General features: G+C 65.3%; 23 protein-coding genes. 12 read left to right on the top strand and 11 right to left on the bottom strand.

Annotated features, from left to right (window positions below):
- Positions 1-35 precede the first annotated feature (35 nt).
- From J2R76_RS28020 to J2R76_RS27995, 6 genes are all read right to left on the bottom strand, one after another.
- Positions 36-1,841 carry an alpha/beta fold hydrolase gene (locus J2R76_RS28020; RefSeq protein ID WP_253625229.1) on the bottom strand — a complete coding sequence of 602 codons (1,806 nt, stop codon included), beginning with the start codon at positions 1,839-1,841 and terminating at the stop codon, positions 36-38.
- Positions 1,838-4,303, bottom strand: coding sequence for a glycoside hydrolase family 2 protein (locus J2R76_RS28015; protein WP_375166582.1), 2,466 nt, complete (start codon positions 4,301-4,303; stop codon positions 1,838-1,840). Before J2R76_RS28015 ends, J2R76_RS28020 begins: the two co-directional genes overlap by 4 nt.
- Positions 4,304-4,392: 89 nt before the next feature.
- Positions 4,393-5,391: a DUF1839 family protein gene (locus tag J2R76_RS28010; protein ID WP_253625227.1), complete on the bottom strand. Its 999-nt coding sequence runs from the start codon at positions 5,389-5,391 to the stop codon at positions 4,393-4,395.
- A gap of 1 nt (position 5,392) precedes the next feature.
- On the bottom strand, positions 5,393-6,316 hold the full coding sequence (locus J2R76_RS28005; RefSeq protein WP_168856128.1) for an amino acid--[acyl-carrier-protein] ligase: 924 nt from the start codon (positions 6,314-6,316) through the stop codon (positions 5,393-5,395).
- Between the two features lies 1 nt (position 6,317).
- Positions 6,318-7,520 (bottom strand): acyl-CoA dehydrogenase family protein, encoded by a 1,203-nt coding sequence (locus tag J2R76_RS28000; RefSeq protein WP_253605675.1) that lies wholly within the window; start codon positions 7,518-7,520, stop codon positions 6,318-6,320.
- A gap of 4 nt (positions 7,521-7,524) precedes the next feature.
- Positions 7,525-7,770, bottom strand: coding sequence for an acyl carrier protein (locus J2R76_RS27995; protein ID WP_057020315.1), 246 nt, complete (start codon positions 7,768-7,770; stop codon positions 7,525-7,527).
- A 658-nt stretch (positions 7,771-8,428) separates the two neighbouring features.
- Between J2R76_RS27995 and J2R76_RS27990 the strand changes: the two genes are divergently transcribed.
- The 3 genes from J2R76_RS27990 (at position 8,429) to J2R76_RS27980 (ending at position 10,859) form a co-directional block, all read left to right on the top strand.
- The gene (locus J2R76_RS27990; RefSeq protein ID WP_024583097.1) at positions 8,429-8,767 is read left to right on the top strand and encodes a P-II family nitrogen regulator; all 339 of its coding nucleotides are present in this window, start codon (positions 8,429-8,431) and stop codon (positions 8,765-8,767) included.
- A gap of 39 nt (positions 8,768-8,806) precedes the next feature.
- Positions 8,807-10,255 (top strand): ammonium transporter, encoded by a 1,449-nt coding sequence (locus J2R76_RS27985; protein ID WP_057020316.1) that lies wholly within the window; start codon positions 8,807-8,809, stop codon positions 10,253-10,255.
- A 199-nt stretch (positions 10,256-10,454) separates the two neighbouring features.
- The gene (locus J2R76_RS27980; RefSeq protein ID WP_028342016.1) at positions 10,455-10,859 is read left to right on the top strand and encodes a GFA family protein; all 405 of its coding nucleotides are present in this window, start codon (positions 10,455-10,457) and stop codon (positions 10,857-10,859) included.
- 164 nt (positions 10,860-11,023) lie between these two features.
- Here J2R76_RS27980 and J2R76_RS27975 read toward each other — a convergent pair whose 3' ends face one another.
- Positions 11,024-11,197, bottom strand: a complete 174-nt coding sequence (locus tag J2R76_RS27975) for a hypothetical protein (protein WP_253625226.1) — start codon at positions 11,195-11,197, stop codon at positions 11,024-11,026.
- Positions 11,197-11,496, bottom strand: a complete 300-nt coding sequence (locus tag J2R76_RS27970; protein ID WP_253625225.1) for an NUDIX domain-containing protein — start codon at positions 11,494-11,496, stop codon at positions 11,197-11,199. Before J2R76_RS27970 ends, J2R76_RS27975 begins: the two co-directional genes overlap by 1 nt.
- Positions 11,497-11,675: 179 nt before the next feature.
- Between J2R76_RS27970 and J2R76_RS27965 the strand changes: the two genes are divergently transcribed.
- The 4 genes from J2R76_RS27965 to J2R76_RS27950 all read left to right on the top strand — a co-directional run bounded on the left by J2R76_RS27965 (position 11,676) and on the right by J2R76_RS27950 (position 17,373).
- Positions 11,676-12,902: an aminotransferase class I/II-fold pyridoxal phosphate-dependent enzyme gene (locus J2R76_RS27965; RefSeq protein WP_253625224.1), complete on the top strand. Its 1,227-nt coding sequence runs from the start codon at positions 11,676-11,678 to the stop codon at positions 12,900-12,902.
- Between the two features lie 16 nt (positions 12,903-12,918).
- Positions 12,919-15,393, top strand: a complete 2,475-nt coding sequence (locus tag J2R76_RS27960) for a DNA translocase FtsK (protein WP_076833658.1) — start codon at positions 12,919-12,921, stop codon at positions 15,391-15,393.
- Between the two features lie 99 nt (positions 15,394-15,492).
- Positions 15,493-16,311, top strand: a complete 819-nt coding sequence (locus tag J2R76_RS27955) for an outer membrane lipoprotein carrier protein LolA (protein ID WP_028335823.1) — start codon at positions 15,493-15,495, stop codon at positions 16,309-16,311.
- Positions 16,312-16,557: 246 nt separating this feature from the next.
- Entirely contained in the window at positions 16,558-17,373 is an 816-nt protein-coding gene (locus J2R76_RS27950; RefSeq protein WP_076833660.1) for an exodeoxyribonuclease III, read from the top strand.
- A 177-nt stretch (positions 17,374-17,550) separates the two neighbouring features.
- Here J2R76_RS27950 and J2R76_RS27945 read toward each other — a convergent pair whose 3' ends face one another.
- Both J2R76_RS27945 and J2R76_RS27940 read right to left on the bottom strand, forming a co-directional pair.
- The gene (locus J2R76_RS27945) at positions 17,551-17,991 is read right to left on the bottom strand and encodes a cyclic nucleotide-binding domain-containing protein (protein WP_076833662.1); all 441 of its coding nucleotides are present in this window, start codon (positions 17,989-17,991) and stop codon (positions 17,551-17,553) included.
- A gap of 57 nt (positions 17,992-18,048) precedes the next feature.
- The gene (locus J2R76_RS27940; RefSeq protein ID WP_016841446.1) at positions 18,049-18,735 is read right to left on the bottom strand and encodes a response regulator transcription factor; all 687 of its coding nucleotides are present in this window, start codon (positions 18,733-18,735) and stop codon (positions 18,049-18,051) included.
- A 241-nt stretch (positions 18,736-18,976) separates the two neighbouring features.
- Here J2R76_RS27940 and J2R76_RS27935 point away from each other — a divergent pair, with 241 nt between their 5' ends.
- Positions 18,977-19,516, top strand: coding sequence for a L,D-transpeptidase (locus tag J2R76_RS27935; protein ID WP_076833664.1), 540 nt, complete (start codon positions 18,977-18,979; stop codon positions 19,514-19,516).
- 104 nt (positions 19,517-19,620) lie between these two features.
- The gene (locus J2R76_RS27930; protein WP_076833665.1) at positions 19,621-20,406 is read left to right on the top strand and encodes a 2-keto-4-pentenoate hydratase; all 786 of its coding nucleotides are present in this window, start codon (positions 19,621-19,623) and stop codon (positions 20,404-20,406) included.
- A 60-nt stretch (positions 20,407-20,466) separates the two neighbouring features.
- Here the strand turns inward: J2R76_RS27930 and J2R76_RS27925 are convergent, their stop codons facing one another.
- Positions 20,467-21,171: a YggS family pyridoxal phosphate-dependent enzyme gene (locus J2R76_RS27925; protein ID WP_076833667.1), complete on the bottom strand. Its 705-nt coding sequence runs from the start codon at positions 21,169-21,171 to the stop codon at positions 20,467-20,469.
- Positions 21,172-21,280: 109 nt separating this feature from the next.
- On the opposite strand from J2R76_RS27925, the gene J2R76_RS27920 reads away from it, so the two are divergent.
- The 3 genes from J2R76_RS27920 (at position 21,281) to lptE (ending at position 26,506) form a co-directional block, all read left to right on the top strand.
- On the top strand, positions 21,281-22,972 hold the full coding sequence (locus tag J2R76_RS27920) for a diguanylate cyclase domain-containing protein (protein WP_076833669.1): 1,692 nt from the start codon (positions 21,281-21,283) through the stop codon (positions 22,970-22,972).
- Positions 22,973-23,325: 353 nt separating this feature from the next.
- The gene (leuS, locus tag J2R76_RS27915; protein WP_076833671.1) at positions 23,326-25,962 is read left to right on the top strand and encodes a leucine--tRNA ligase; all 2,637 of its coding nucleotides are present in this window, start codon (positions 23,326-23,328) and stop codon (positions 25,960-25,962) included.
- Positions 25,949-26,506 carry an LPS assembly lipoprotein LptE gene (gene lptE / locus J2R76_RS27910; RefSeq protein WP_076833672.1) on the top strand — a complete coding sequence of 186 codons (558 nt, stop codon included), beginning with the start codon at positions 25,949-25,951 and terminating at the stop codon, positions 26,504-26,506. Before leuS ends, lptE begins: the two co-directional genes overlap by 14 nt.
- Positions 26,507-26,524: the final 18 nt, after the last annotated feature.

Here is a 26,524-nt window from a genome sequence, read left to right as displayed (position 1 = left end):
GCGCTGATCTTCGTAGCTCGAGCGGCCAAGCCGTTTCATGACAGCGCCATCGATTTAGGCTTCACCTCGGCATGCTGCGCCGTGACCCGCACGGCATCGGGACGGCTCGATCCTCCGCGCCTGCCGCCGCCGCGGTGGTCGATCAGGCGCGCGACGACAGCGCGCCGCGCATGACGAGGCGTCAGCGAATGGTCGGCGTTCGGCAGCGTCAACCGCGTGACGCCAGGGATACTTGTGAGCCGTTTGCCGTCCTGACCGAAATGCCGTGCGATCTCCTGCAGGCTGAGATCGCCGTCCGAGGTGACCATGAGGACGCGCACGCCGCGGCTACAAAGCTCGCGCATCCAGCGCTCGACGCGGTTACGACCAAGCAAGGCGGACGGATGAATTGCCGACAGCGTCGACTTGACGGCTTCCAATCCGCGCCGCACCAGCCGCCTGGCGCTATCTGACACTGACAGCTTCCAGGCGGACCTGGTCGTCATCGCAGGCCCGTCCGCCGGACCGATCTGCTGCTGGCTTCCGCGATTCGCCTTGGAGGTTTCGTATGCTTTCCAGGCCGTAAGCTCCAGCGCGTAGGAACTGTTCCAGGCAAAGCAGAGCGGGTTGATCATGGTGAGGGCGCGGACGCGGCGGTCCGCGCGCGCAGTGTGAAAGGCCTGGAAGGCGCCCGAGCATGTGCCCACAAGCTCGACTTTGGCAAAGCCCGCCCGCTGCATCCAGTCAATCGCCGCGCTGACGTCGAAGCGGGTGCGGGAATCATAGAGGAACAGACGATTGCTCCCGGCATCGTCGCTCAAGCCGAGGCCCGGCAGGTCAATGCGTAGCGACGCCACGCCGGCGGCGGCAAGCTCGCGCGCCGCCTCGACCGTGCCGCGCGCCCAACCGACATGCGGCACGCCGCCGGAGTTGAGGAAGATGACCGGATCGGCCGCAGCATGGCCGTCACGTGGCCGGGTCAGCACGCCACAGATCAATGGCGCCTGCCTGATCACAACCGCTTCTTCCGTGTAGTGCGATCCCTCCAATAGCTCGTGGCCGGTCAGGGACTCGACGCCCTGAGCTACGCCGGCGACGGCCCGGTCGGACAACCAATCCGCCCAGCAATCGACAACGTCGGCCGGGATCCGGTTCGCGGTCGGGTCGCACATGAGCAGGTGATAGTCCTTGAACTCCGCGATTGTCGCGCCTTCGAAAGAAGTTCGACCGTCGCGGATTTCAGAGCCTGCCAACGGCTTTCCGTTCGCGATCAAAAGCATCGGCACGGGCGGAAGGGCCGCGACGGCCCGCCGCCAATCCAGCCTCGACAGATCGGCGAGCGTCTCATGCGAAAGCCGGAAGCCGACGACCTCGCGGCCCTCGGCGAACGTCGCGTCGCTTGCCGCGCTCTTGGCGAGCGACCCATCGATCACGCGCGACATCGCGGTGATTTCGCGCACATAGGTTTTTCCGGAACTCGGTGGCGCAAGCAGCGCAAGGCCTGCCACGTCGTCCCGCCCCGCCGCAGCGAGCGGGGCCAGCAGCGCGCCGAGACGGAAGCCGGCGAGGATGACATCCTCCACGCCGCAATCCCGCTTCAACCGGTCGATCGCCGCGCCGATGCTTGCGGTCCAGGCCATCACCCGGCCCGGCGCCGAATGGTCGCCGGCAGCGTCGCCACAACCGGGATAGTCAAACAGCAGGACAGGCAGGCCCCCCGCGGCCGCCCTGTCGGACAACAGCTTCAGGAATCGGCGACTGCACAGATCCTCATGACCATGCGCGCCGGCTATGACAACGCCCCGCCGCCCCTTCGCTACGTTCAGCCAGCCGATGGTATCGGCAAAGACAACTGGTTTCATGTCATGCTCCCGGCGGACTCCCTTGTCCGCACGACTTCCAATTCTTCCGCTCTCGGCACCTCGTAGCTCGCGTCGCGATCGGCATTGAGCGCTGTCACCGCGCCGCCAGGTGTCGCCAGGGACGGACCGTCAAGGCCGACCTCCCGCTCGATGCCCGGCATCAGGTGGAAATTGTTCTCCGTTGGAACGAACCGATCGTCCTGGACGGAGACGTGGTAGGCCGCGCGTTTGCAGGCCAGCCGCAGCCGCCACGCGTCCTTCCGACGCACCAAACTCACAGTCAGGCCGACGTCGCGCTGCGCGGTCATGACACCCGGCAGCACATGGAAGGCCTCGGCAAAGACCTTCCCGTCGTCGCCTTCCAGCCTTGCAACGGTGACTTCATGGCCGGGCGGCCCGAAGCGATAGGCGTAGGAAATATCGAAAAAGGCGCCGAGTACCGAGAAGGCCGAAAGCGACAGGCCGCCGTGCGCCGGCACGCTGATCGGTTGGCGCGCCGACACCACCGGCGTGACGCCGTCCCGCAGACAGGTCAGCGATAATGTCGCCCGAACGGTCTGCGCGGTATCGTTGACGGCATGGACGGTCAGCCCGTTGACGCCCTCGTCGCTCAGGATCAGCCGTAGCGGGGCAAATGCCCGCCTCAGCCCGTGCCAGACGGGCTTAGGCCGGCCGGTCGAATCGACCACGCCCCAACCCGCGCCCGGCCGCAAGTCCTTCCAGAAGAACAGCAGCGCTCCAGCCGTCGGCGAACAGGGTCTGCGCCATTCGTCGATGGTGCGCTCCACTATCTCGGTCGTCACCGCACGGGAGAGCTCGAGATAGCGTCTGGTATTTTCGATGCGCAGCCGGCGCGCGTCGACGGAAAAAAGCGTTTCCAGATAGTGCTCGCGCACATCCTCGAAGTCCCACGACGCGCCGACGTCGCGCGGCACACCCGCCTTCCAGCGCGGATCGTGCACCGGCGGCACCGGCAGATGCGCATCCAGCGTTGCCTGGTCAGGCACATTGGCAAAGGCAAGACATTCGCTCGCGAAGCGCACTTCGGCCCGGCGCGCGTCATCCAGCGGCCGGCAATAGGCGCCGACCCCGTAATAATGCATCGGCCCGCCATCAGCCGTGAAAGGCAGGTTGCCGCCGGATGGCGATGACGTCACAAGCACCAGGTCGGGACGCTTCGCTTCAGCGATGGGGCGCACCACCTTGTCGAACCAGGGCGTCGGATCCATCGACATCGGCATGCCCATCATCGCCGCCTGCTGCGCCACCTCGCTGCCGCCGCACAGAACGGCGAGTGATGGCGAATGCCTGAGCCGCCCGAGCAAATTCCCGACCTCGCGCGAGAGCGACGCGCACCAGGCCTCGTCCTTCGCCGGATAGTCGAAATTGGCGAGCATCAGATCCTGCCAGACCAGGATGCCCATCTCGTCGCAAAGCTCGTGAAATGCGTCGCTCTCATAGACGAACGTGCCGCCGACCCTGAGCATGTTGACGCCCGCCCGTCGTGCAAGATCGAGGTCGCGCGCGATCTCTTCGCGTGAAGACGGCAGCCGCACCAGGTCGGACGGCGTCCACACCGCGCCACGACAAAAGACGGATACGCCGTTGACGACCAGCCGAAAGCCGCGTCCGTCGGTGCCGCGATCGATCTCGATATGCCGGAAGCCGACGCGGCCGAGCGTTACTCGCATCGAGCCGAGCGTGACGACAACCTCGTGCAACGCCGGATCGCCATGGCTGCTCGGCCACCATGGCGCAACGTTCGCAATATCCAGTTTCGCCGTCAGCCGCGTCGCTGTCTCCGAGGTCAATGCGGCGACAGCGCCCGCGCAGGCGACCGTGGCCGGCGCGTCATCAAACGGCTCGTCCAGCGTAATCGCGATGGAAAGATGCCCTGTTGTGCCGGCAAGGTCGGCCTGCATTTGCACATCGCGCACGCCTTGCCGGTTGGTATCGCGGATCAGCTTGATCGGTCGCCATGGTCCGACGATGTCGAAGCCAGGGCACCAACCCGGCATATGGCCGATCAGCGTGGTCCGTACGAGCCTCAGCCGCTGATCGTCGATCATGCGCGGCCGCCAGCGCCCACGCGGACCGGTCAGGGTTTCCAGATGGCGGTCGAGGCTGCGGAATGCGATGGCCAGTTGCTCGCCGCCGGCAAGCGTCAGGGCCACATCATGGCGCTCGAACATCGAGGTCGAGGACAGCACGAGGCGATCGTCGAGCCAGACCTCTGCAACCGTCGCCAAGCCGTCAAATACGAGACGGGCCGGGCCGGCGACATCGAGCCGGCGACGATACCAGACGTCCTGGTCGTGCAGCGGAGTGGGATGGTTGCGGTCCCAGCGGCCAAGCCGTTCCAGCGCAGCAGCGGCCGTGCCGGGGCACGCCGCCTCCAGCCATTCGGCGCTGCCGTCGATCGCCGCCGGAGACGCCCACGCGCCGGCCGGCGAGACGACCATGCACCAGCCGCTGTCCAGAGGCTCGGCCGTGTCGGTCGTCGACACCAAAGCGTCCATACACATGCATTCCCATGGCCGGCAGGCCGGTCCTACGCTGCCTTGCTGGCGAGATCCGCCATGCGACTGTCCAGAGCGTCCATCACCGTTTGCCAGGCCTTGGCCATCGGCCCGATGGCGTCCGCGAGCCCATCGAACCGATGCCGGGCCATGGCGCGGGCGAGCTTGAATTGCATGACCTTGGCGCCCTCGGCGATTGCCGCGGCGGCTTCGATCGCCTCGGCCAGACCGGTCTCGCCGCGCCGTCCCAGCCATTCCAGATGACTGGAGAGGAGTTCGAAATTGGCGCCCACCTGCCGCAATGTGTTGAAGGCGTAGATGTGAAAATACTCCGGTGACCGGGCAGCCAGTGCCTCGGCATGGCCGCCGAACACGGCCGCATAGGCATCGAGCGGATTGCGCTTCGGCCTGCGCCGGAGATGCTGCGCGAGGATTTCCGTGGCCGCACTGACCGGATCGCGCGAGGGGCGCGTGGTGTCGAACTTGACGAACTCGGCATAGGGAAACAGCGGCAGGCCGCCGGCCGGCGCGCCGTTGCGCTGCTCGAAAATGCCGTCATAGTCCTCGCCGTCCAGGGCGAAGTAGCCGTCGTTGTGGAAGTAGGCCATGTGGCGGCGCCCGGGATCGAGCACGTTGACGCCGATCGTCGTCTTGGAATGGCCACTGCGATAGGTGATGCCCTTCGTATCGGGCAGGTAGAAGGCATCGACCTCGACCAGCGGCAGCCGCCCGCGCTCGATCTGATTGAGAACGTGCGCCTCCAGACGATCGAACACGGACAGTTCCTGGATATCCAGGCCGGCCAATCGCTGCAGGTCGGCCGTCGGGAATTTGAAGAACGTGAACTGGTCGCCTTCGAAATCCTGCGCCACGGTGAAGCCGAGCGCAGCGACCGGGTCATTCCCGTTCGCATGCATGACTTCGATCAGAAGATCGACATAGCAGTTGGTCTGCGGCCATCGCCGCTCCGGATCGTGTAGCCGGTGCGGCTTGTAGTCGGCCGGATCGAGCCCGGCGATGGCACTCTGCATTTCAGTTGCCCCAAAGCGTGTCACGCACGGAAGCCGGCCATGCCTCGACGTCAGGGCCGTGATGGCGGAACAGCGCGAGCGCCACGCGCTCCAGCCCGAAGCCGACGCAGGCCGAGTGGCACAGGCTGCCATCCGCGAATTTGAGGCCCCAGGTCTGGCCAAAATGGTCGCGATGATAGTTGAAGGACAAGCAGGCCGTCGGTTTCTCGATGCTGGTCACCGGGATCAGCAGCTCGAACTTGAGTCCCTCGTCGCGCTGGTTGTTGGCCATCATCTTGCCGCCGCGACCGAAGAACGGATCGTTGGCGAGATCAACCTCGCAGGGCAGGTCGAGGGATTCGATCATCGCCTTGCCGCGCTCCAGCCAGCTTTCCCGGAAGGCGCACACCTGCTCGGCCGTACCGATGCGGACGAATTCGCGCATGCGGAACAGCTGCATGCGCGCGGGATCCTGGGAAGGCTCATGACGGAAGCAGTAAGAGGAAAGCTCGAACAGCACACCGTCATCGGGCACCGGACCGCGCGCGGCAACGGTCGGATAGAGCGGATAGCAGGCGGCTGGCGTCAGCACGACGTTGGTCGCTTGCTGCAGTTCGGTCCAGTCCTCTCCCGCAGCCATCATGCCGAGAAGCTGCGCATGCTCGCGCTCGCCGCCCATGAAGGAATGCACGCAGCCTGCAAGCTGGGGGAAGCTTTTCATATAGCCACTGCCTTCAAGCGTGGCGCGGCTCATGCCCGGCGGGAAGTGGATGCGGGTTGCCTTGTCTGGCGCTCCGATGCTGGTCACGAGCCGCTCAAAGCGCTCGATCACGTCTTCGAAAACGCCGGAGCGGCCATAAAGCCCGTCTACTCCGGTCTTGAACAGGATGCTCTTGTCGAACAGGGTGTCGAGCAGGCTCTTGGCATCGAACGTCTTGGCGTCCATCTCAACCTCTCAGGCTGGTGTCAAAGCGGCTCATCAGCAGGAGCGTCGCGGTGTTGGAAAGAATACGGTCGTTCGAAATCATCAGCGGCGCTGAGCTCACATCGCGCAGATGCCTGCCGACGCTGAACGGCGTGCCGTTCTTGTAGCCGACGATGCCGTTGATCAGCATGGCGAGCCGCACGATCGCCCCGGCCTTCTCGCTCGCGGCGACCTTCAGCGCGTTGATCTCGGCGGTAAAGCCAATCGAGGAGAGCGCGTCGTCATTGCCCTTGGCCGCATCGAAGCGGTCAATGGCGGCCGTGAGATGACCCTTCATCTCCTGAAGCAGGGCGGCCGCCTCGGCGAGCCGAAGCGCGCCCGGCGGCAGACTTCCATCCGCCTGCTTGCGCGCCGCAGCCTTGACGAATGCTTGCGCGCGATTGAAGGCATCGGTGGCGATACCGAACCAGGTCGCCGCCCAGAAGATATGCGAGCTCGCCAGCATCGACTGTGCCGCGATCTCCGAGAACGGCTTGGGGAAAATCTGCGCCGCGTCACCGTGCGCGACGAGATGAAAACCGTCCGAACAGGTGCCGCGCATTCCGAGCGTATCCCATACGGAGGTGCGCTCCAGCGTGCGGTTCAGGTCCGCGGGAATGACAACCATCACCTGATCGGAGCTTGCCGCGTCGGGAGCGCGCCGCGCCGTGGCAAGAATCGCGTCGGCGTGGCGGCCGTAGGAAATAACGGTTGCTTCCTTTGTCAGCGAGAAGCGGCCGTCTGCCACTTCGACCGCACAGATCGAATTGCGCAGATTGCCGCCGATGCCGGCTTCCGTGGTCGCCGAGGCCATCAGCAACTGCTCCGCCGCAATGCGGCGCATATAGGCCAGATGCCAGTCGCTGGCGCCGCCATGGCTGACGAAGCTCGACGTCTTGATCTGGTGCATGGCGTAGATCATGGCGCTCGAGCCGCAGGCCTGGGCGAGCTGAACGATCAGCTCCGCGATCTCCATCGTGCCCAATTCCTCCCCGCCATGCTCGACGGGAATCGCGACGCCGAGCAGGCGCTCGCGCTTCAATGCTTCGATGGTATCGGCCGGGAAGCGGCCCTCACGGTCTACCGCATCGACCTGCTGCGCCGCGACCTTGGCGACCCGACGCATGCGCTCGGCCGGCGTGGCGGCAGAGGCCGGCACGGGCTCTATCTTTCTCACCACGCTCATGGTCTTACGCCGCCCGCTGTGTCAGCCGTGAAACGGCGTCCGCGACGTTGGCGAGCGACGAGAAGGTCCGACGCGTGAGCATCGCCTCGGGAAATTCGATGTTGAACTCTTCCTCGAGCGCCAGCATCACCTGCACCGTGGCGAAGGATGTCAGCCCCGCGTCATAGAGATTCGTGTCGTCGGTGATTGTGTTGAAATCCAGCGAAATCATCGGCTGCTGCTCGAGCAGCGCGCGGATACGATCAATCATTGGTTGCCCCACCTGTCATTGAAGTTCTTATGCGGCGGCAATAGCGCAACGACGGCAACCGCGGCGTTAACGCCGGAACGACAATGTTACAGACAGCTAACGATCGGTAACGAGCGCCGGCAAAAGTCCAGCATTGCTGTCCGGGCGGGCGTACCTGATGCGAGCCCTTGTCCGCTTCGCGCAGAACGACGCGGCGAGGATGCCCGCAACTGTCTTCGCGCCGGTCCCGTTTCGGGTGGGAACCCAAACAAGCCGATGAAGCCCAACATCAAATTCCCATCGCGCAATCGTCCGACAGACGCCAATGGCGAAATGATCGAAAGGGTGTTCGCGGACCGCGGGGCGAGCCCGGAAGCCCTCGCCGGATACCGCCTGCTGCCCCGCGGCTGAGCAGAATTGTGTCCGGAGTTAGCCGTGCCTGCGTTCTAGACAGGTCTGACCATATTTTAGGCGCGGCGGAATAGCGCAGGGGCACCTCCCACCCGTAAAGCGGGAAAAGGTCCGGATTCATAATCCATTAGCGAGCTCCGGCCGTTTGGCACGGCATTTGATTCTAAGGCTCCAGGCTGTGCCCGCGTAGTGGATGTCCTCCGCGTGGTGAACCTCAGTCGAAACTCCCGGTGTTCATTCGCACCGGGCCCAAGCGGGGATAGGACTCATGAAAATTGTTATGGCGATCATTAAGCCATTCAAGCTGGAAGAGGTCCGTGACGCCCTGACCGCCATTGGCGTTCACGGTCTCACGGTGACGGAAGTCAAGGGGTACGGCCGTCAGAAGGGTCACACGGAAATCTATCGCGGCGCCGAATATGCCGTGAGCTTCCTGCCGAAGATCAAGATCGAGGTCGCGGTCAACTCCGATCAGGTCGACAAGACCATCGACGCCATCACCTCCGCCGCCAAGACCGGCCAGATCGGCGACGGCAAGATCTTCGTCATCAGCCTCGAACACGCCGTGCGCATCCGCACCGGCGAGGCCGATGCCGCGGCCCTCTGATTTCGCGCTCAAACCTTAAGACCTCAGGAGTGAAATAACATGACGTTCAAGCGTCCCTATGGCGCGGGACTGGCGGCCCTTGCAGTCGGCCTGTTCGCCGCGACCGCCGCCTACGCCGAGCCGACCGTCAACAAGGGCGACAACGCCTGGATGCTGACCTCGACGGTGCTGGTGCTTTTGATGACCATCCCGGGCCTCGCGCTGTTCTATGGCGGCCTGGTCCGCTCCAAGAACATGCTCTCGGTGCTGGCGCAGGTGTTCTACACGGTCTGCCTCGTCACCGTGCTCTGGGCCCTCTACGGCTACAGCCTCGCTTTCACCGGCGGCTCCGACTTCATCGGGGGCTTCTCCAAGGCCTTCCTGATGGGCGTCACGCCGGACTCGAAGGCGGCGACCTTCTCGGTCGACGCCAACATCTCGGAACTCATCTATATGTGCTTCCAGATGACGTTCGCGGCGATCACGCCGGCCCTCATCGTCGGCGCCTTCGCCGAACGCATGAAGTTCGCGGCGATCGCGCTGTTCATCCCGCTCTGGGTGACGCTGATCTATTTCCCGATCGCGCACATGGTCTGGTACTGGCCGGGCCCGGACGCGATCCAGGATGCCGCCAAGGCGCTCGCCGCCGCGGCTGACGGCGCGGCGAAGACCGCGGCGCAGGCCAAGCTCGACGAGATCAACGCCGATGCCGGCTGGATCTTCAAGAAGGGCGCGATCGACTTCGCGGGCGGCACCGTCGTGCACATCAACGCGGGTATCGCCGGCCTGGTCGGCGCGCTGCTGATCGGCAAGCGGACCGGCTACGGCAAGGAGCTGATGGCTCCGCACTCGCTGACCATGACCATGATCGGCGCCTCGCTGCTCTGGGTCGGCTGGTTCGGTTTCAACGCCGGCTCCAACCTCGAAGCCAATGGCGGCGCTGCGCTCGCCATGACCAACTCCTTCGTGGCCACTGCCGCGGCGGCGCTGGCCTGGATGTTCGCGGAATGGATCATCAAGGGCCATCCCTCGCTGCTCGGCGCGCTCTCGGGCGCGGTCGCGGGCCTCGTCGCGGTGACCCCGGCGGCCGGCTATGCCGGCCCGATGGGCGCCATCGTGCTCGGCCTCGTGGTCGGCGTGGTCTGCCTGTTCTTCTGCACGGTCGTGAAGAACGCGCTCGGCTATGACGACTCGCTCGACGTGTTCGGCGTCCACTGCGTCGGCGGCATCGTCGGCGCGCTCGGCACCGGCATCCTGGTCAACCCGGCGCTCGGCGGTGCAGGCATCATCGACTACACCGCGATCCCGCCGAAGGTCGCCGATTATGACTTCGCGGCGCAGATGATCTCGCAGGTCTGGGGCGTCTGCACCACGCTGGTGTGGTCGGGCATCGGTTCGGCGATCCTCTACAAGATCGTCGACGTGATCGTCGGCCTGCGCGCCAACGTCGAGACCGAACGTGAAGGCCTCGACATCACCGAGCACACGGAGCGCGCCTACAACATGTGAGTTCTCCCGGGACTCTGGCTCCCTCCGGGGCCGGGTCCAGAACTACGGTTCGGGCACATACCCGGCAATGTCCGGACCGTTGAGGGGCTCCAGCGCAAGCTGGGGCCCCTTTCTTTTTTCCGCTGCTTGAGAAAATATTGTCGGAATTGCCTGCCATTGTGGAATGACAGGCTACAAACAACGAAAGCGGGAGGACGTCATGAAGGTGCAAGGCAGATGCTACTGCGGCAACGTGCGCTATGAGGCCGAGGGCGAGCCGATGATGGCGGCGCAGTGCCTGTGCCGCGAATGCCAGTACATCACGGGCGGCGGACCGAACATGTTCATGGCGATGCCGACCACCGGCTTCAAATACACCGCCAGCGAGCCCAAGCAGTTCACCCGCAAGGATCTCGACCGCGCCGTGACCCGCGAGTTCTGCCCGGAATGCGGCACGCATCTCGTGACCAAGGTGCCGGGCCTGCCCGCCACCATCCTGAAGGTCGGCACCTTCGACGACCCCTCGGTGTTCACCCCGCAGATGACGATCTACACCTGCGACAAGCAGACCTTCCACCATGTGCCCGATGGCAAGCCGTCGTTCGAGAAGCTGCCGGCGCGGTAGCCGTCACCCATCGCGCGCGTAGCCCGGATGGACCGGAAAATTGGAATCGTCATGGCCGGGCTTGCCCCGGCCATCCATCCCGCTTCGCAAGACTCTGGCTTAGTCGATGGATGCCCGGGTCAAGCCCGGGCATGACAAGTTGTGGGTCACGCCATGGAGCCGCGTCAGTCGATCAAAACTTCCTCATCCGGCAGCTCGCTTGGCGCGCCGTTGCACAAATAGCGCTCCAAGATGTCGGCAAGCGACAGCGGCGTCAGGCGCTCGCTCGCACCGGGTAGGTCGGCGATCGACCACCAGCGGAAGCAATCGAGCACGCGCGCCTCGGCCTCGTCGGCCATCACCGGCGTGAAGCGATCCGCATGAACGATCCGGTATTCCTCTTTCTGGGAAATCCGCCTGCCGCCCCAGTTGAAGGTGTGGTGCCGCCGCCATATTGCGGGCCCGGGCTCGAAATGATCAGCCCCAACTCCTCGGCCAGTTCCCGCTGCAACGTCGCTTCAGCCGTCTCGTCGCCCTCGACGCCGCCGCCCGGCGCGATCCAGAAGCAGTCGCCGCCGTGCGGCGAGCGAATCCGCATCAGCAGGACTTCGCGCTCGCCGGTGATGAGGAGCGCCCGGACGGCGCGGCGGTGGATCATGTCTCGGAGCAATTTCGATGCGGTGCCTTGGGATCAGCGCGGATATCACGCGTCGGCCGATCGTGCCGCACCGCCGATGGTTAATCGCGTCTTAACCTCGCCCTATCTATGGTGACTTGATCGGTTTACGGTCGGCGCCCCTACCCTCCGACCGCAGTGAAAGTGCTGGCATTTCAATCATGGCAATGACCGCCTCATCCGGCTTGGCGCAGGGCGCCGGCGATGTCGCATCCGCCGGCCAGGCCGAGCGTTCCCCTTTCCTGCGCACGACCGAGCTGCTGGCGCCGTATCAGCCTGCCAAGCCCTTGATTACGCTGTCATTAGGCGAGCCGCAGCACCCGGTGCCCGATTTCGTCGGACCGGTGCTGGCAAAGCATACCGCCGAGTTCGGCCGCTACCCGATCGCCAAGGGCATCGAACCATTCCGCCGCGCCGTCGCGACCTGGCTGGGAAGCCGGTTCCAATTGCCGCGGCCGGTCGATCCCGAGAGCGAGGTGATGGTGCTGAACGGCAGCCGCGAGGGGCTGTTCTTTGCCGCGATATCAGCCTCGCGCTACGTCGCGCCGCGCAAGGGCCGGCCGGCGATCCTGATGCCGAACCCGTTCTATCCGGCCTATGGCGCCGGCGCCCGCGCGGCCGGCTGCGAGCAGATCTACCTGCCGACCACGCTCGCTAACGGTTTCCTGCCCGACCTCGATTCGATCGACGAGGCGACGCTGGCGCGCACCGTCGCGTTCTTCATCGCCTCGCCCGCCAATCCGCAGGGCTCGGTCGCCTCGCGCGCCTACTTCACACGGCTGAAAGAGCTCGCCGATCGCTATGGCTTCATCATCCTGAGCGACGAGTGCTACTCGGAAATCTACACCCGCGAGGCGCCGGGCAGCGTTCTCGAATGCGCCGGTCCCGACTTCAGCAATGTCGTGGCGTTCCAGTCGCTGTCGAAGCGCTCGAACCTGCCGGGCATGCGCGTCGGCTTTGCCGCGGGCGACAGGAAGTTTCTGGCCGCATTCCACGAGCTGCGCAATGTCGCCGCACCGCAGGTGCCGGTGCCGCTGCAGCATGTCGCGGTCGCCGCCTATAGCGACGAGGCGCATGTCGAGGAGAACCGCCGGCTCTATCGCATCAAGTTCGATTTCGCCGACCAGATCCTCGGCAACCGCTACGGCTACAAGCGTCCCGCCGGCGGGTTCTGCGTCTGGCTCGACGTCTCCGAGCGCGGCGGCGACGAGGCTGCGGCGGTCAGGCTCTATCGCGACGCCGGCGTGCGCGTGATTCCCGGCAGCTATCTGGCGCGCCAGCAGAACGACGGTTCCAATCCGGGCGCGGGCTATATCCGCCTTGCGCTCGTCTCCGACAGTGAATCGACGGCCGAGGCGATGCATCGCCTGGTCGAAACCCTGGGTTAATCGCGAAGCGCGAAGATTGAGTATGCCAGCGATCGAACGTGTCATCCCCCTGGTCGGCCATCTGCCGCTCTCGCTCCGCGAGGCGCTGGCGCGACGGCTGCGCGAACTCACCGGGCTCGGCCTGATCGCGCTGTCCGGCGCCATCACGGCGGCGCTGATGACCTGGTCGGTGCAGGATCCGTCGCTGAGCCACGCCACCTCGCGCGCGATCCGCAACGTGCTCGGCTATCCCGGCGCGATCGGCGCCGACCTCCTGATGCAGATTCTCGGTCTCGGCGCGATCATGCTGCTGCTGCCGGTCGCGGTGTGGGGCTGGCGGATGCTGACGCATCGCCCGTTCGACCGCGAGGCGCTGCGGCTCGGCTGCTGGATCCTGTGCACGGTGATCGCGGCGGGCTTCGCCAGCTGCTGGCCGCACAACACCGCATGGCCGCTGCCGACCGGGCTCGGCGGCGTGGTCGGCGACGCGCTGCTGCGTGCGCCGGCCGTCGTGTTCGGCCCGCCCGGCTTCATCTATCGCGTCGTGCTCGGCCTGATCCTGTTCGTCGCGATGGCGGCAAGCTTCCTGTTCGCCTGCGGCTGGGGTGCCAAGGAGCAGGACGACGAGCTGACGCCGATCTCCGACGACGACGAGCCGTTCGTCGAGGAAGAAGACAACGACCGCAGCTCGGTCTCGCTGGGCTGGCTGTTCCATGCGCTGATGAGCGCCAAAGCGCGGCTCGGCTGGCTGCTGACCACCGCCTACAAATCGCTGGTCTCGAGCGGAGCCCAGAGCCGCAGCGCTGCGTTCGAGCGCCAAGAGCCGAATATCGGCGGCGGCCGCCCGGCGCCCTCGATCGCGCCCGCGCATGAAGACCATGATGAGGACGAGGCTGAAGCTTTCGACGACGATGAGGAAGAGGAGGACGAGGAGGACGAAGCTCCCGCCGCCCGCGCCCCGCGCAAGAAGGCCGAGCCGAAGAAGAAGAATTCCGACAAGTTCGAGCTGCCCTCGGTCTCCGTGCTCAGCGCGCCGAAAGCCAGCGATCGACAGCCGCTGAGCAAGGCCGAGCTCGAAGCCAATTCGCGCTCGCTCGAGGGCGTGCTGCAGGACTTCGGCGTGCGCGGCGAGATCGTCAAGGCCAATCCCGGCCCGGTGGTCACGCTGTACGAGCTCGAACCGGCGCCCGGCATCAAGTCGTCGCGCGTGATCGGGTTGTCCGACGACATCGCGCGCTCGATGAGCGCGCTGTCGGCCCGCGTCGCGGTCGTCGCCGGCCGTAACGCGATCGGCATCGAGCTGCCCAACGCGCATCGCGAGAAGGTCTATCTGCGCGAGCTTCTGGTCGCCAAGGAAAGCGTCGATTCGGTTGCGAAGCTGCCGCTGTGCCTCGGCAAGACGATCGGCGGCGACCCCGTCATCATCGATCTGGCGCGCACGCCGCATATGCTGATCGCCGGCACTACCGGCTCCGGCAAATCGGTCGCGATCAACACCATGATCCTGAGCCTGGTCTACCGGCTGCGGCCGGATCAATGCCGCCTGATCATGGTGGATCCGAAGATGCTCGAACTCTCCGTCTATGACGGCATCCCGCATCTGTTGACGCCCGTCGTCACCGATCCGAAGAAGGCGGTGGTGGCGCTGAAATGGGCCGTGCGCGAGATGGAAGAGCGCTACAAGCGGATGGCCAAGCTCGGCGTGCGCAACATCGACGGCTACAATGCGCGCCTCGTCGAAGCCAAGGCCAAGGGCGAAGAGCTGACGCGCACCGTCCACACCGGCTTCGACAAAGAGAGCGGCAAGGCGATCTACGAGGAAGAGAAGCTCGACCTCGAACCGCTGCCCTACATCGTCATCATCGTCGACGAGATGGCCGACCTGATGATGGTCGCCGGCAAGGATATCGAAGGCGCGGTGCAGCGCCTCGCACAGATGGCTCGCGCCGCCGGCCTGCATGTCATCCTTGCCACGCAGCGTCCGTCGGTCGACGTCATCACCGGCACGATCAAGGCGAACTTCCCGACCCGGATCGCCTTCCAGGTGACGTCGAAGATCGACAGCCGCACCATCCTTGGCGAGATGGGCGCCGAGCAGCTGCTCGGCCAGGGCGACATGCTCTACATGGCGGGCGGCGGCCGCATCAGCCGCGTGCACGGACCGTTCGCCTCGGACGAGGAAGTCGAGAAGGTCGTGCGTCACCTCAAGACGCAAGGCGCACCGGAGTATCTCGAAGCCGTCACCGCGGAAGAGCCGACCGACGAGGACGGCGCCGTGTTCGATGCCACCGGCATGGGCGGCGACGGCGGCGGCGATCTGTTCACGCAGGCGGTTGCGATCGTCAAGCGCGACCGCAAGGCGTCGACCTCCTACATTCAGCGCCGGCTGCAGATCGGCTATAACCGCGCGGCCTCGCTGATGGAGCGGATGGAACTTGAGGGCATCGTCGGTCCGGCGAATCACGCCGGAAAGCGCGAAATCCTGGTCGGGGAGGAAGAAGGCCAGTTCTGATCGGGGACGATCATCACGGAAAAACCATATCTCCCTCGGAAGAGGCGGGATAAAATCCGGCGCAGCGGGACGACGTCGAACAGAGACCTGACATATCTGATGGCAAAACACCTCATTGACCGCGGCACGCGCACTGCGCTCGCTCTTCTCGTCACCGCCGCGATCGCCGGCGCTGCGACTGCGCAGAATGCGCCGCCCCCGAAGCCCGCGCCCAACGCCGGATCCAAGGCTGCGCCAAAGAAGGACGCTGGCGCGCAGACCAATGCGGACAAGGGTCCGACGACGACGGGCGCCACCCAGGCACCGCCGAACCCGGTGATTCCCGATCCGCGCCGCAACGTGCCCGCCAACATCTTCCAGACCTTCGACGCCAACCAGAAGGCGCAGGCTGCCAAGGTCTCGGCCTATCTCTCGTCGCTGCAAACGCTGGTCGGAAATTTCGTCCAGGTCGGCCCCGACGGCACCAAGACCAAGGGCGATTTCTACATCCAGAAGCCCGGCAAGCTGCGCTTCGAATATGACGATCCGAGCCCGATCGAGGTGATCGCGGACGGCTCCTCGGTCGCGGTGCGCGACCGCAGGCTCGCCACCCAGGACGTCTATCCGCTGTCGCAGACCCCGCTGCGCTATCTGCTGTCGGACCGCATCGACCTGATGAAGGACACCAACGTCATCAGCGTCACCGCCGACGACGTGTTCGTCAGCATCACGATCGAGGAAAAGCAGGCGCTGGTCGGCACCAGCCGCTTCCTGCTGATGATCGGCGCCAAGGACGGCAAGCTCAAGCAGTGGACCGTTACCGACCCGCAGGGCTACGACACGACAGTTGCGGTCTACAATCTCGACGCGACGCAGAAGCCCGATCCGGCGCTGTTCAAGATCGACTTCACGACCTATCCCGGCACCTCGCCGGGCTGATCGCCTTTCCTTCTCCCCCGCCCCGCTCTTGCGGGGTCGAGACGAGCGAAGCTCGCTCTTGGAGGGTTGGGTGAGGGGCTGCCTCCACGAATCCGAAAGACGCGAGTACGCGGTGAGTCCCTTCACCCGGATCACATTGCGCTTCGCTCCATGCGATCCGACCTCTCCCCGCAAGCGGGGCGAGGTGGGAGCCTCCCTGTGGACAATTGAAATCCGCACCGAGAACCGTGCTAAGACGCACCTCTCATGCGGTTCTCCGTCACCACCTGGAATATCAACTCGGTGCGCCTGCGCATCGACACCGTCGCCAAGTTCATCAAGAGCGCGCGGCCGGATGTGCTGTGCCTGCAGGAGACCAAATGCATCGACGATGCGTTTCCGCTGAAACGCTTCAAGCGGCTCGGCTATGAACACGTCGCGCTGAACGGACAGAAGGGCTATCACGGCGTCGCTATCGTCTCGCGCCTGCCGTTCGAGACGACCGACATCAGGACGTTCTGCGACAAGATCGATTCACGGCACATCTCGGTGTCGTTCGGCGAGAAGGCGCAGCTGTCAAAGCCGCTGGTGCTGCATAATTTCTACGTGCCGGCCGGCGGCGACATTCCTGATCCCGCGCTCAATCGGAAATTCGAGCACAAGCTGCAATTCCTCGACGAGATGAAGGCCTGCGAGCCGCTGCATCCGCGCGGCGACGACCGCCACATCCTGGTCGGCGACCTCAACGTCGCGCCGCATGAGAACGACGTGTGGTCGCACAAGCAGCTGCTCAAGGTGGTCTCGCACACGCCGGTCGAAACCGAGAAGCTGCTCGCCGCGCAGGCGCATGGCGAATGGTTCGACATCGCGCGCGAGCGGATCCCGATGTCGGAAAAGGTCTACACCTGGTGGAGCTACCGCGCGGCGGACTGGACCGTCGGCGATCGCGGCCGACGGCTCGATCACATCTGGGTCTCGCGCGCGCTGAAGGATCAGGTCAGCGATTTCAAGATCACCCGCGACGCCCGCAGCTGGGAGCGCCCGTCGGACCACGTGCCGGTGACGGCGGTGATGGAGGTTTAAGTGCGCCGCCGACCCTCGACCCGTCATCCTGAGGAGCGCGGAACGCGCGTCTCGAAGGGTGCACGGCCCGGCTGGTGGCCGTCGACCCTTCGAGGCTCGCCCAGCGGCGCAATTGCGCCGCAAGGCTCGCACCTCAGGTGACGGTTCAATGAACTTGCGGAATGACGCGCGGAAAGATCACGTACTCAGCTTCCCGCCCGCCATCAGGATATCGCTTGCGAGCTGGCTGGTGCGCAGCGCGAGCTCGTCGCGTAGCCGAAGGGCCGCGGCGGGATCGCTTTCCAGCACGCGCTGGAACAAGCTACGCGCGACTCGGATCACCGAGCCGCGCTCCAGCGCGGTGGCGGTCGATGGCCGCTTCATCGCGACGATCAATGCGAGCTCGCCGATCAGCGCGCCGGGACCGGCGATGATCTCGGCGCCGCCTTCCTCGACGCGGAAGGTGCCGCGCTGCACGACATAGCCGGCGTCCGCGGCGTCGCCGGCCTTGAACAGCACGTCGCCTGCGTTGAAATCACGTTGCTCGGAGCCGATCGCCAGCATGCGCAAGGAGCTTTCGCCCAACAGACGCATTGTCGGGACCCGCTCGAGCAGGGCTACGTCATCATCGATCGACATTCAGGTCCGGTAACCGCGGTGCGCCTCGATTTCACGAATCGTTGAGCGCAAAGCGTATCACGGCACCAGCTTGTAGCCACCGGCTTCCGTCACCAGGATTTCCGGGTTGGCGGCGTCCTTCTCGATCTTCTGGCGGAGGCGGTAGATGTGGGTTTCCAGCGTGTGGGTGGTGACACCGGAATTGTAGCCCCAGACTTCCTGGAGCAGCGTCTCGCGCGACACCGGCATCTGGCCGGCGCGGTAGAGGAAGCGGAGGATCGCGGTTTCCTTCTCGGTCAGCCGCACCTTCCTGGCATTGGCGCCGGTCAGCATCTTCGAGCCGGGCCGGAACGAGTACGGACCGACCGAGAACACCGCGTCCTCGCTGGCCTCGTGCTGGCGGAGCTGCGCCCGGATCCGGGCCAGCAGCACCGCGAAGCGAAATGGCTTCGCCACATAGTCGTTGGCGCCGGATTCGAGCCCCAGGATCGTATCGGAATCGGTGTCGTGGCCGGTCAGCATGATGATCGGAGCCTTGAAGCCGCCCTTGCGGAGCGAGCGGACCACTTCGCGGCCATCGGTGTCGGGCAGGCCGACGTCCATCAGGACCAGATCGGGGGAATTGGCTTTGGCGGCAGTGGCGCCCTTGGCGCCGGTGTCGACTGCGGAGGCTTCGAATTCCTCGTGCAGCGACAGCTGCTCGACCAGCGTATCGCGCAGATCGGTATCGTCATCCACGATCAAGATCTTGCGGGCATTGGCCATAGGTACAATCCTTCGGGGGCGGGCGGTCAGAAGCAGAGGACGCTTATGGCCGTAACATCGGCTAGATATGTGTTCAGGTAGGCGATTGTTACCGATTCACAAGGCAACGCAGTCTACCTCAAATCCGGCGGGGCAGGACGTGAATGTCCTGTAATGCCGGGAAATAGGATGTTCTGAACCTCCAAGGCAAGCTCAGTTTGGAACGATTCTTAAGGGAAGGTCAGCTATTTCAATCACTTATATGACAGCCAAACGTGATCGACCGCTCTCCATCATCGAGGTCCGAGCAGCCGCCGGCGACCCGCGCCGGGGCTGGCTGTCGGCTGACGGCTGGACCGTGCCGGTGGCGCTCGGACGCGGCGGAATCCTCGCCAACAAGCGCGAGGGCGACGGCGGCACGCCGCGCGGCGTCTTCCATCCGCGCCAGCTCTGGTGGCGCGCCGACCGGCACCAGCGTCCGGCGACTTTCCTGCCGACCCGGCCGATCCGCCGCGAGGACGCCTGGTGCGAGGACCCCGCCGACCGTCACTACAACCAGCCGATCCGGCTCGACCGCGAGCAGGGCGGCGACCGCCTGACCCGCGAGGATCATCTCTACGACTTCATTGTCGAGATCGATCACAACGCCGCGCCGCGCGTCGCCGGCCGCGGCAGCGCGGTGTTCCTGCATCTGGCGCGGCCGAACTTCTCGCCGACCGCGGGCTGCGTCTCGATGACGAAGGCCTCGATGCTGCGGTTGTTGCGGCGGATGTCGCCGCAGACCAGGATCATCATCGGCTAGAGTTGTCGAATGGCTGAACATCGCTTTTCCCGCGCGACAGACGCGACGCGTTTGTGCTGAGATCGTGCACACCAGAAAATAATTCCCGCGGGGAGCGAAACAGCATGCTCGACAACAACAAGATCGCCGCCGCCTCGAAGGTCCTGCACGATCACTGGCACGCCGGCACCAAGCTCGCAGCGCTCGATGTCGCCATTCGGCCGCGCGATCGCGCCGAGGGCTATGCGGTGCAGGCCGAACTGGAAAAGACGTCGCGCAAAAAACTGTTCGGCTGGAAGATCGCGGCGACCAGCGCGGCCGGCCAGAAGCACATCAATGTCGCCGGACCGCTCGCCGGGCGCATCCTTGCCGAGACGGTGATACCGGATGGCGGCACCGCGTCGATGCAGGGCAACGAGATGCGCGTCGGCGAGCCGGAATACGCCTTCCGCATGGCGCGCGATCTCGCGCCGCGCACGACGCCGTACAGCGTGCAGGAGGTGCTGGAGGCCGTCGGGACGCTGCATCCGGCGATCGAGATTCCGGATTCGCGTTTCGCCGATTTTGTCGCCGCCGGCGAGGCGCAGCTGATCGCCGACAATGCCTGCGCGCATCTGTTCGTGCTCGGACCCGCAACCTCGGCCGACTGGCGCGCGATCGACCTGGTCGAGGACCGCCCGGTCATCACGCTGCGCGGCGAGCGCTATATCGGCCACGGCAAGAACGTGCTCGGCGATCCCTGCGCAGCGCTCGCCTGGTGCGCCAACGAGCTGCGCGCGCTCGGGCTGACCTTGCGGGCAGAGGAAGTCGTCACCACAGGCACCTGCCATCCCCCGCTGCCGATCACCGCCGGCGATAAATTCGCCGCCGATTTTGGCGCGATCGGAAAAGTGTCGGTGCGGTTCGTGTAGGCCGCGCACGCGCCACACACACCGCTGTCGTCCCTGCTTTCGAAAGCAGCGGGACGACAGTCAGTTATGCGGCACCGTCCGCGTCCCGAAGATCGCCGAGCCCACCCGCACATGGGTGGCCCCCATCTGGATCGCGACGGCAAAGTCCGCGCTCATGCCCATCGAGAGATTCGTCAGCCCGTTGCGCGCGGCGATCTTGGCGCAGAGCGCAAAGTGCGGCGCCGGCGCCTGGTCGACCGGCGGGATGCACATCAGTCCTGATATCTGCAGGCCGTAGGTGTCACGGCATGCCGCGATGAAGGTATCTGCGTCCTGCGGTGCCACGCCGGCCTTCTGCGGCTCCTCGCCGGTATTGATCTGGACGAACAGTTCCGGGTGCTTGCCTTGATTTTTGATTTCCTTGGCTAACGCTTCGCAAATGCTGGCGCGATCGACCGAATGGATCGCATCGAACAGCGCGACGGCCTCCTTGGCCTTGTTCGACTGCAACGGTCCGATCAGATGCAGCTGCAATCCCGGATGAGCCTGGGTTAGCGCCGGCCACTTGCCCTTGGCCTCCTGCACGCGATTTTCGCCAAATACGCGCTGTCCGGCGCCGATAATCGGCAAAATTGCGTCGGCCGCGAACGTCTTCGACACCGCGATCAAGGTCACCGACATGCGGTCGCGCCGCGCTTCCTTGCAGGCATGGGCGATCTCGCGTTCGACGGCGGCGAGGCCATGTGGTGAATCGGCCGGTAACGGCGTGGTCGGGCTTTGCGTCATGCTTGTGCCGTTCTCTGACAGGTGCGGGGGGTTGGCTCGAATTTTACCAAATTCGGGAAAGGCTTTTTGAAGCCCTGCATTCTAACTTGCGCACGGGCAAGGGAATAGAATGTCGGGCGTCACTTTCAACCGCAACCGGGTCAGGCTCAAGAAGGTTCTGGGAATTCGTGCCCGGCTGGCCTTGCTTGCGCTGATGCTGGTCGCGCCCCTGATGCTGGACCGCGTCCGCACGCTGGAGGATTCCCGCAGCAAGCAGATCGCGCAGGCCGCGGCCGGCTATGCCAGCCTCACCGCGCATGCCGCGGAAACCCAGCGCGAGGTGGTCTCCTCGGTCGAGACCATGCTGAAATCCGCCGCCTATATCCGCGCCTCCGGCGGCATCGCGCAGAGCTGCGAGGTGCTGCGCGCCAGCCTGCCGACGGTGCTGCCCTGGATCCGCAGCATCATGTTCGTCTCCAGGGACGGGCTGGTGCAGTGCTCGACCCTCAACGTCCAGGTCGGCCTCAATGTCGGCGACCGCGAATATTTCAAGAAGGCGCAGGACAACCGCGACTTCGTGTTCAGCGACTATCTGCGCGGCAGGACCAATGGCCGCCCGATGATGATGGCCGCGTATCCGGTGGCCGCGATCAATCCGGAGCAGGATGCCGTCGTGGTCGCCGGCATCAATATCGACTGGCTGTCGCAGATCATGGCCAATCTCGGCGGCCAGCCCGGCATGTCGGCCGTGCTGGTCGACTCTACCGGCGTCGTGATCGCCGCGCCCGCCGATCATGCGAGCCTGATCGGCCGCTCGCTCGACACCATCCCGCTGATGGCAGCGATCGCCGAGAAGGCGCTGAGCTATGACGAGCCGTCCGGCTCGGTGTCGTTCACCGCGTCCGACGGCGCACAGCGCACGCTGAGCTTCGCGCGCATCGCCGGCACGCAGTCCCGGCTGATCGTGAGCATGGACGAGGCCAAGGTGACCGCGGCGATCAACCGCGAGATCCGCACCGCCTATCTGCAGCTTGGATTTGTCTGCCTTTTCGTCTTGTTGGGCGCCCTGGTCGGCGCCGAGCGACTCGTCATCCATCCGATCGAGCTGATGACCGGCATGGCGCGGCGGTTCGGCGAGGGCGACTGGTCGGCGCGCGTCGCCAAGCACAAGCTGCCGGCGGAATTCGTGCCGCTGGCGCGTGCCTTCAACGCGATGGCGGCGCAGCTCAGCCAGCGCGAGCGCGAGCTGGTCGCCTCCAACGATCGTCTCACCGTGATGGCCTCGATCGATGCGCTGTCCGGCCTTGCCAATCGCCGCGGCTTCCAGAGCCGGCTCGACTTCGAGTGGATGCGGGCGCAGCAATATGAATGCGAGCTGTCGCTGATGATGATCGATGTCGATCACTTCAAGCTCTACAACGACACCTACGGCCATCCCGAAGGCGATGCCTGCCTGACCCGAATCGGCGAAGTGCTGTCGGGGATCGCCGCCGACACCATGGGCTTCGCCGGCCGCTATGGCGGCGAGGAATTCTGCCTCTTGCTGCCGAACACTGACGCCGCGCATGCGCTCGCGATCGGCGAGACCGTGCGCACCGCGGTGCTCGGCCTCGCCGTGCCGCACGCGTCCTCGAGCCATTGCGTCGTCACCGTCAGCGTCGGCGTCGCGACGACCAGACCGAACGAGACCCAGCGCCCCGGCGACCTGATCGAAGCTGCAGATGCCGCCCTCTACGCCGCCAAGCGCCGCGGCAGGAATGCCGTGATCGAGCACGGCTTCCTGCAGACGCTGGACGAAGCCGGGATGGCGCTGGCGAGTTGAGATCGTGCGTGATCGAGCCGCGCCATGAGCGCGGAACCATGACCATCGGCGACGCCGCATATTCAGCGTCGTCCTGGCGAAGCCTAGGACCCATTACCCCCACCGTTTATTATTGCGCGAAGCTGGGGCCACGATCCCTTCCTCGACAAAGCTCTGTGGTCCAGGCCTTCGCCAGGACGTCGAGAAGGCTGCAGACGGCGCCCCCCTGCGACAGCGGCAGGGCGGCTGCGCGAGGGGATGGGACGTTTGGAGGCCCCAAGCCGTTGACCGCGCAGGCGCTTTTGTGGCCTAGTCCGCCGTCCCCGGACGGGGCCCGAAAATCACCCAGAGCCACCCAAAATCCCTGCGATTTCATGACCGCCGAACGCTACAACGCCCGTGAATCCGAGCCCCGCTGGCAGCGCCTGTGGGACGAAAAGGCGATCTTCGCCTCCAAGAACGACGATCCGCGGCCGAAATACTACGTGCTCGAGATGTTCCCCTATCCGTCGGGGCGCATCCATATCGGCCATGTCCGCAACTACACGCTCGGCGACGTGCTGGCCCGCTTCATGCGCGCCAGGGGCTACAACGTGCTGCACCCGATGGGCTGGGACGCGTTCGGCCTGCCGGCGGAGAATGCCGCGATCGAGCGCAAGGTGGCGCCGAAGGCCTGGACCTACGACAACATCGCCGCGATGAAGAAGCAGCTGCGGTCGATCGGGCTGTCGCTCGACTGGTCGCGCGAGTTCGCGACCTGCGACCCCAGCTACTACAAGCATCAGCAGAAGATGTTTTTGGACATGCTGCGCGCCGGCCTCGCCGAGCGCGAGAAGCGCAAGCTGAACTGGGATCCGGTCGACATGACCGTGCTCGCCAACGAGCAGGTGATCGACGGCCGTGGCTGGCGCTCGGGCGCCGTCGTCGAGCAGCGCGAGATGAGCCAGTGGGTCTTCAAGATCACGAAGTACTCGCAGGAGCTCCTGGAAGCGCTGGATGGTCTCGAGCGCTGGCCCGACAAGGTGCGGCTGATGCAGCGCAACTGGATCGGCCGCTCCGAGGGCCTGTTGATCCGCTTTGCACTGGATGCGGCGACCACGCCGGCCGGCGAGAGCGAGCTGAAGATCTTCACCACGCGGCCGGACACGCTGTTCGGCGCCAAGTTCATGGCGATCTCGGCGGATCATCCGCTGGCGGTAGCGGCTGCCGCGAAGAACCCGAAGCTCGCGGAGTTCATCGCCGACATCAAGAAGATCGGCACCGCGCAGTCGATCATCGACACCGCAGAAAAGCAGGGTTTCGACACCGGCATCAAGGCGGTGCATCCGTTCGATCCGAGCTGGAAGCTGCCGGTCTATGTCGCGAACTTCGTGCTGATGGAATACGGCACCGGCGCGATCTTCGGCTGCCCGGCGCACGACCAGCGCGACCTCGACTTCGTCAACAAGTACAATCTCGGCAATGTGCCGGTGGTCTGCCCCGAGGGCCAGGACCCGAAGACGTTCGTCATCACCGACGTCGCCTATGACGGCGACGGCCGCATGATCAATTCGCGCTTCCTCGACGGCATGACGATCGAAGCGGCCAAGGAAGAGGTCGCCAAGCGGCTGGAAAGCGAAGTCCGCGGTAATGCGCCGGTCGGCGAGCGGCAGGTGAATTTCCGCCTGCGCGACTGGGGCATTTCGCGCCAGCGCTACTGGGGCTGCCCGATCCCGGTGATCCACTGCCCGAAATGCGACGTGGTGCCGGTGCCCGACGACCAGCTGCCGGTGACGCTGCCGGAGGATGTCAGCTTCGACAAGCCGGGCAACGCGCTCGACCATCACCCGACCTGGAAGCACGTCAGCTGCCCGAAGTGCGGGGCCAAGGCCGTGCGCGAGACCGACACGATGGACACCTTCGTGGACTCGTCCTGGTATTTCGCGCGCTTCACCGACCCGTGGAACGAGACCGCGCCGACCACGCCTGCGGTCGCCAACCGGATGATGCCGGTCGATCAGTATATCGGCGGCGTCGAGCACGCGATCCTGCATCTGCTCTACAGCCGCTTCTTCACCCGCGCGATGAAGGCCACCGGCCACGTCGACATGAGCGAGCCGTTCGCCGGCATGTTCACCCAGGGCATGGTGGTGCACGAGACCTACCAGAAGGCCGACGGCAGCTGGGTCACGCCGGCCGAGGTGAAGATCGAGGTTGGCGGCAACGGCCGCCGCGCGGTGCTGATGGCGACCGGCGAGGACGTCGCGATCGGCCCGATCGAGAAGATGTCGAAGTCGAAGAAGAACACCGTCGACCCCGACGACATCATCGCGAGCTACGGCGCCGACGTCGCGCGCTGGTTCATGCTGTCGGACTCGCCGCCGGACCGCGACGTGATCTGGAGCGACGAGCGCGTGCAGGGCGCCTCACGCTTCGTGCAGCGGCTGTGGCGGCTGGTGAACGAATCGGCCGAGATTGCCAAGACGGCGCCGGCGGCCCGGCCGGCCACGTTCGGAGCCGAGGCGCTGGCGCTGCGCAAGGCCGCCCATGGCGCGCTCGACAAGGTGTCGTCCGGGATCGAGCGGCTGCATTTCAACGTGTGTCTCGCCCATATCCGCGAGTTCGCCAATGCGCTGTCCGAGGTGCTGGCAAAGGGCGACAAGCCGGCGCCGGACCTGGCTCCAGAAGTTTCTTGGGCCGTCAAGGAGGCGGCGACCATCCTGGTGCAGCTGTTTTCGCCGATGATGCCGCATCTGGCCGAGGAGTGCTGGGTGGTTCTGGGCCAGACCGGGCTGGTTTCCGAGGCCGATTGGCCGCAAATCGAGCGCGATTTGCTGGTCGAAGACAGCGTGACCCTGGTTGTCCAGGTCAACGGTAAAAAACGAGGTGATGTTACCGTGCCACGGGCGGCCCAAAATGCGGATATAGAGGCTGCCGTTTTGGCGCTCGATGCGGTAAAAGCCGCCTTGGGCGGCAAACCCGTCCGCAAGGTGATCGTGGTGCCCATGAGGATCGTCAATGTTGTCGGCTAGGATCAGGATCGCCGCCCGGCTCGTGGCCGTGGCTGCCTTGGCCGCGCTGACGGCCGGATGCTTCCAGCCGATGTATGCCGAGCGTACCCTCGACGGCCAGTCGTCCGCGCTGCGCGAAAAGCTGATGGGCGTCGAGGTTCCGCCGGTCGACAAGCCGAACGCCTCGCGCGAGGCCCGGGTTGGCGTCGAGGTCCGCAACGCCCTCGCCTTCAAGCTCTACGGCACCGCCACCGGCATGCCGCCGACGCATCGGCTGGTGCTGCGCTTCAACACCAGCCGCTCCTCGCTGATGATCGATCCGGCCACTGCGCTGCCGACCAGCGAGAACTACGCCATCGACGCCCAGTTCAACCTGATCGAGATTGCGTCGAACAAGTCTGTGATGACCGGCACCACGTTCTCGCGCGTGTCCTATGACATGCCCGGCTCCTACCAGCGCTTCGCCCGCGCCCGCGCCTTCCGCGACGCCGAGGACCGCGCCGCGCAGGAGATCGCCGACAACATCCAGACCCGCCTCGCCTCCTTCTTCTCCACCGGAACCTGAGGCGGGAGGTCATTCCGG

It is taken from the genome of Bradyrhizobium sp. USDA 4532 (assembly GCF_024171315.1).
Classification (GTDB): Bacteria; Pseudomonadota; Alphaproteobacteria; order Rhizobiales; family Xanthobacteraceae; genus Bradyrhizobium; species Bradyrhizobium australafricanum.
This window is presented reverse-complemented; position numbering and strand designations above follow the sequence as displayed.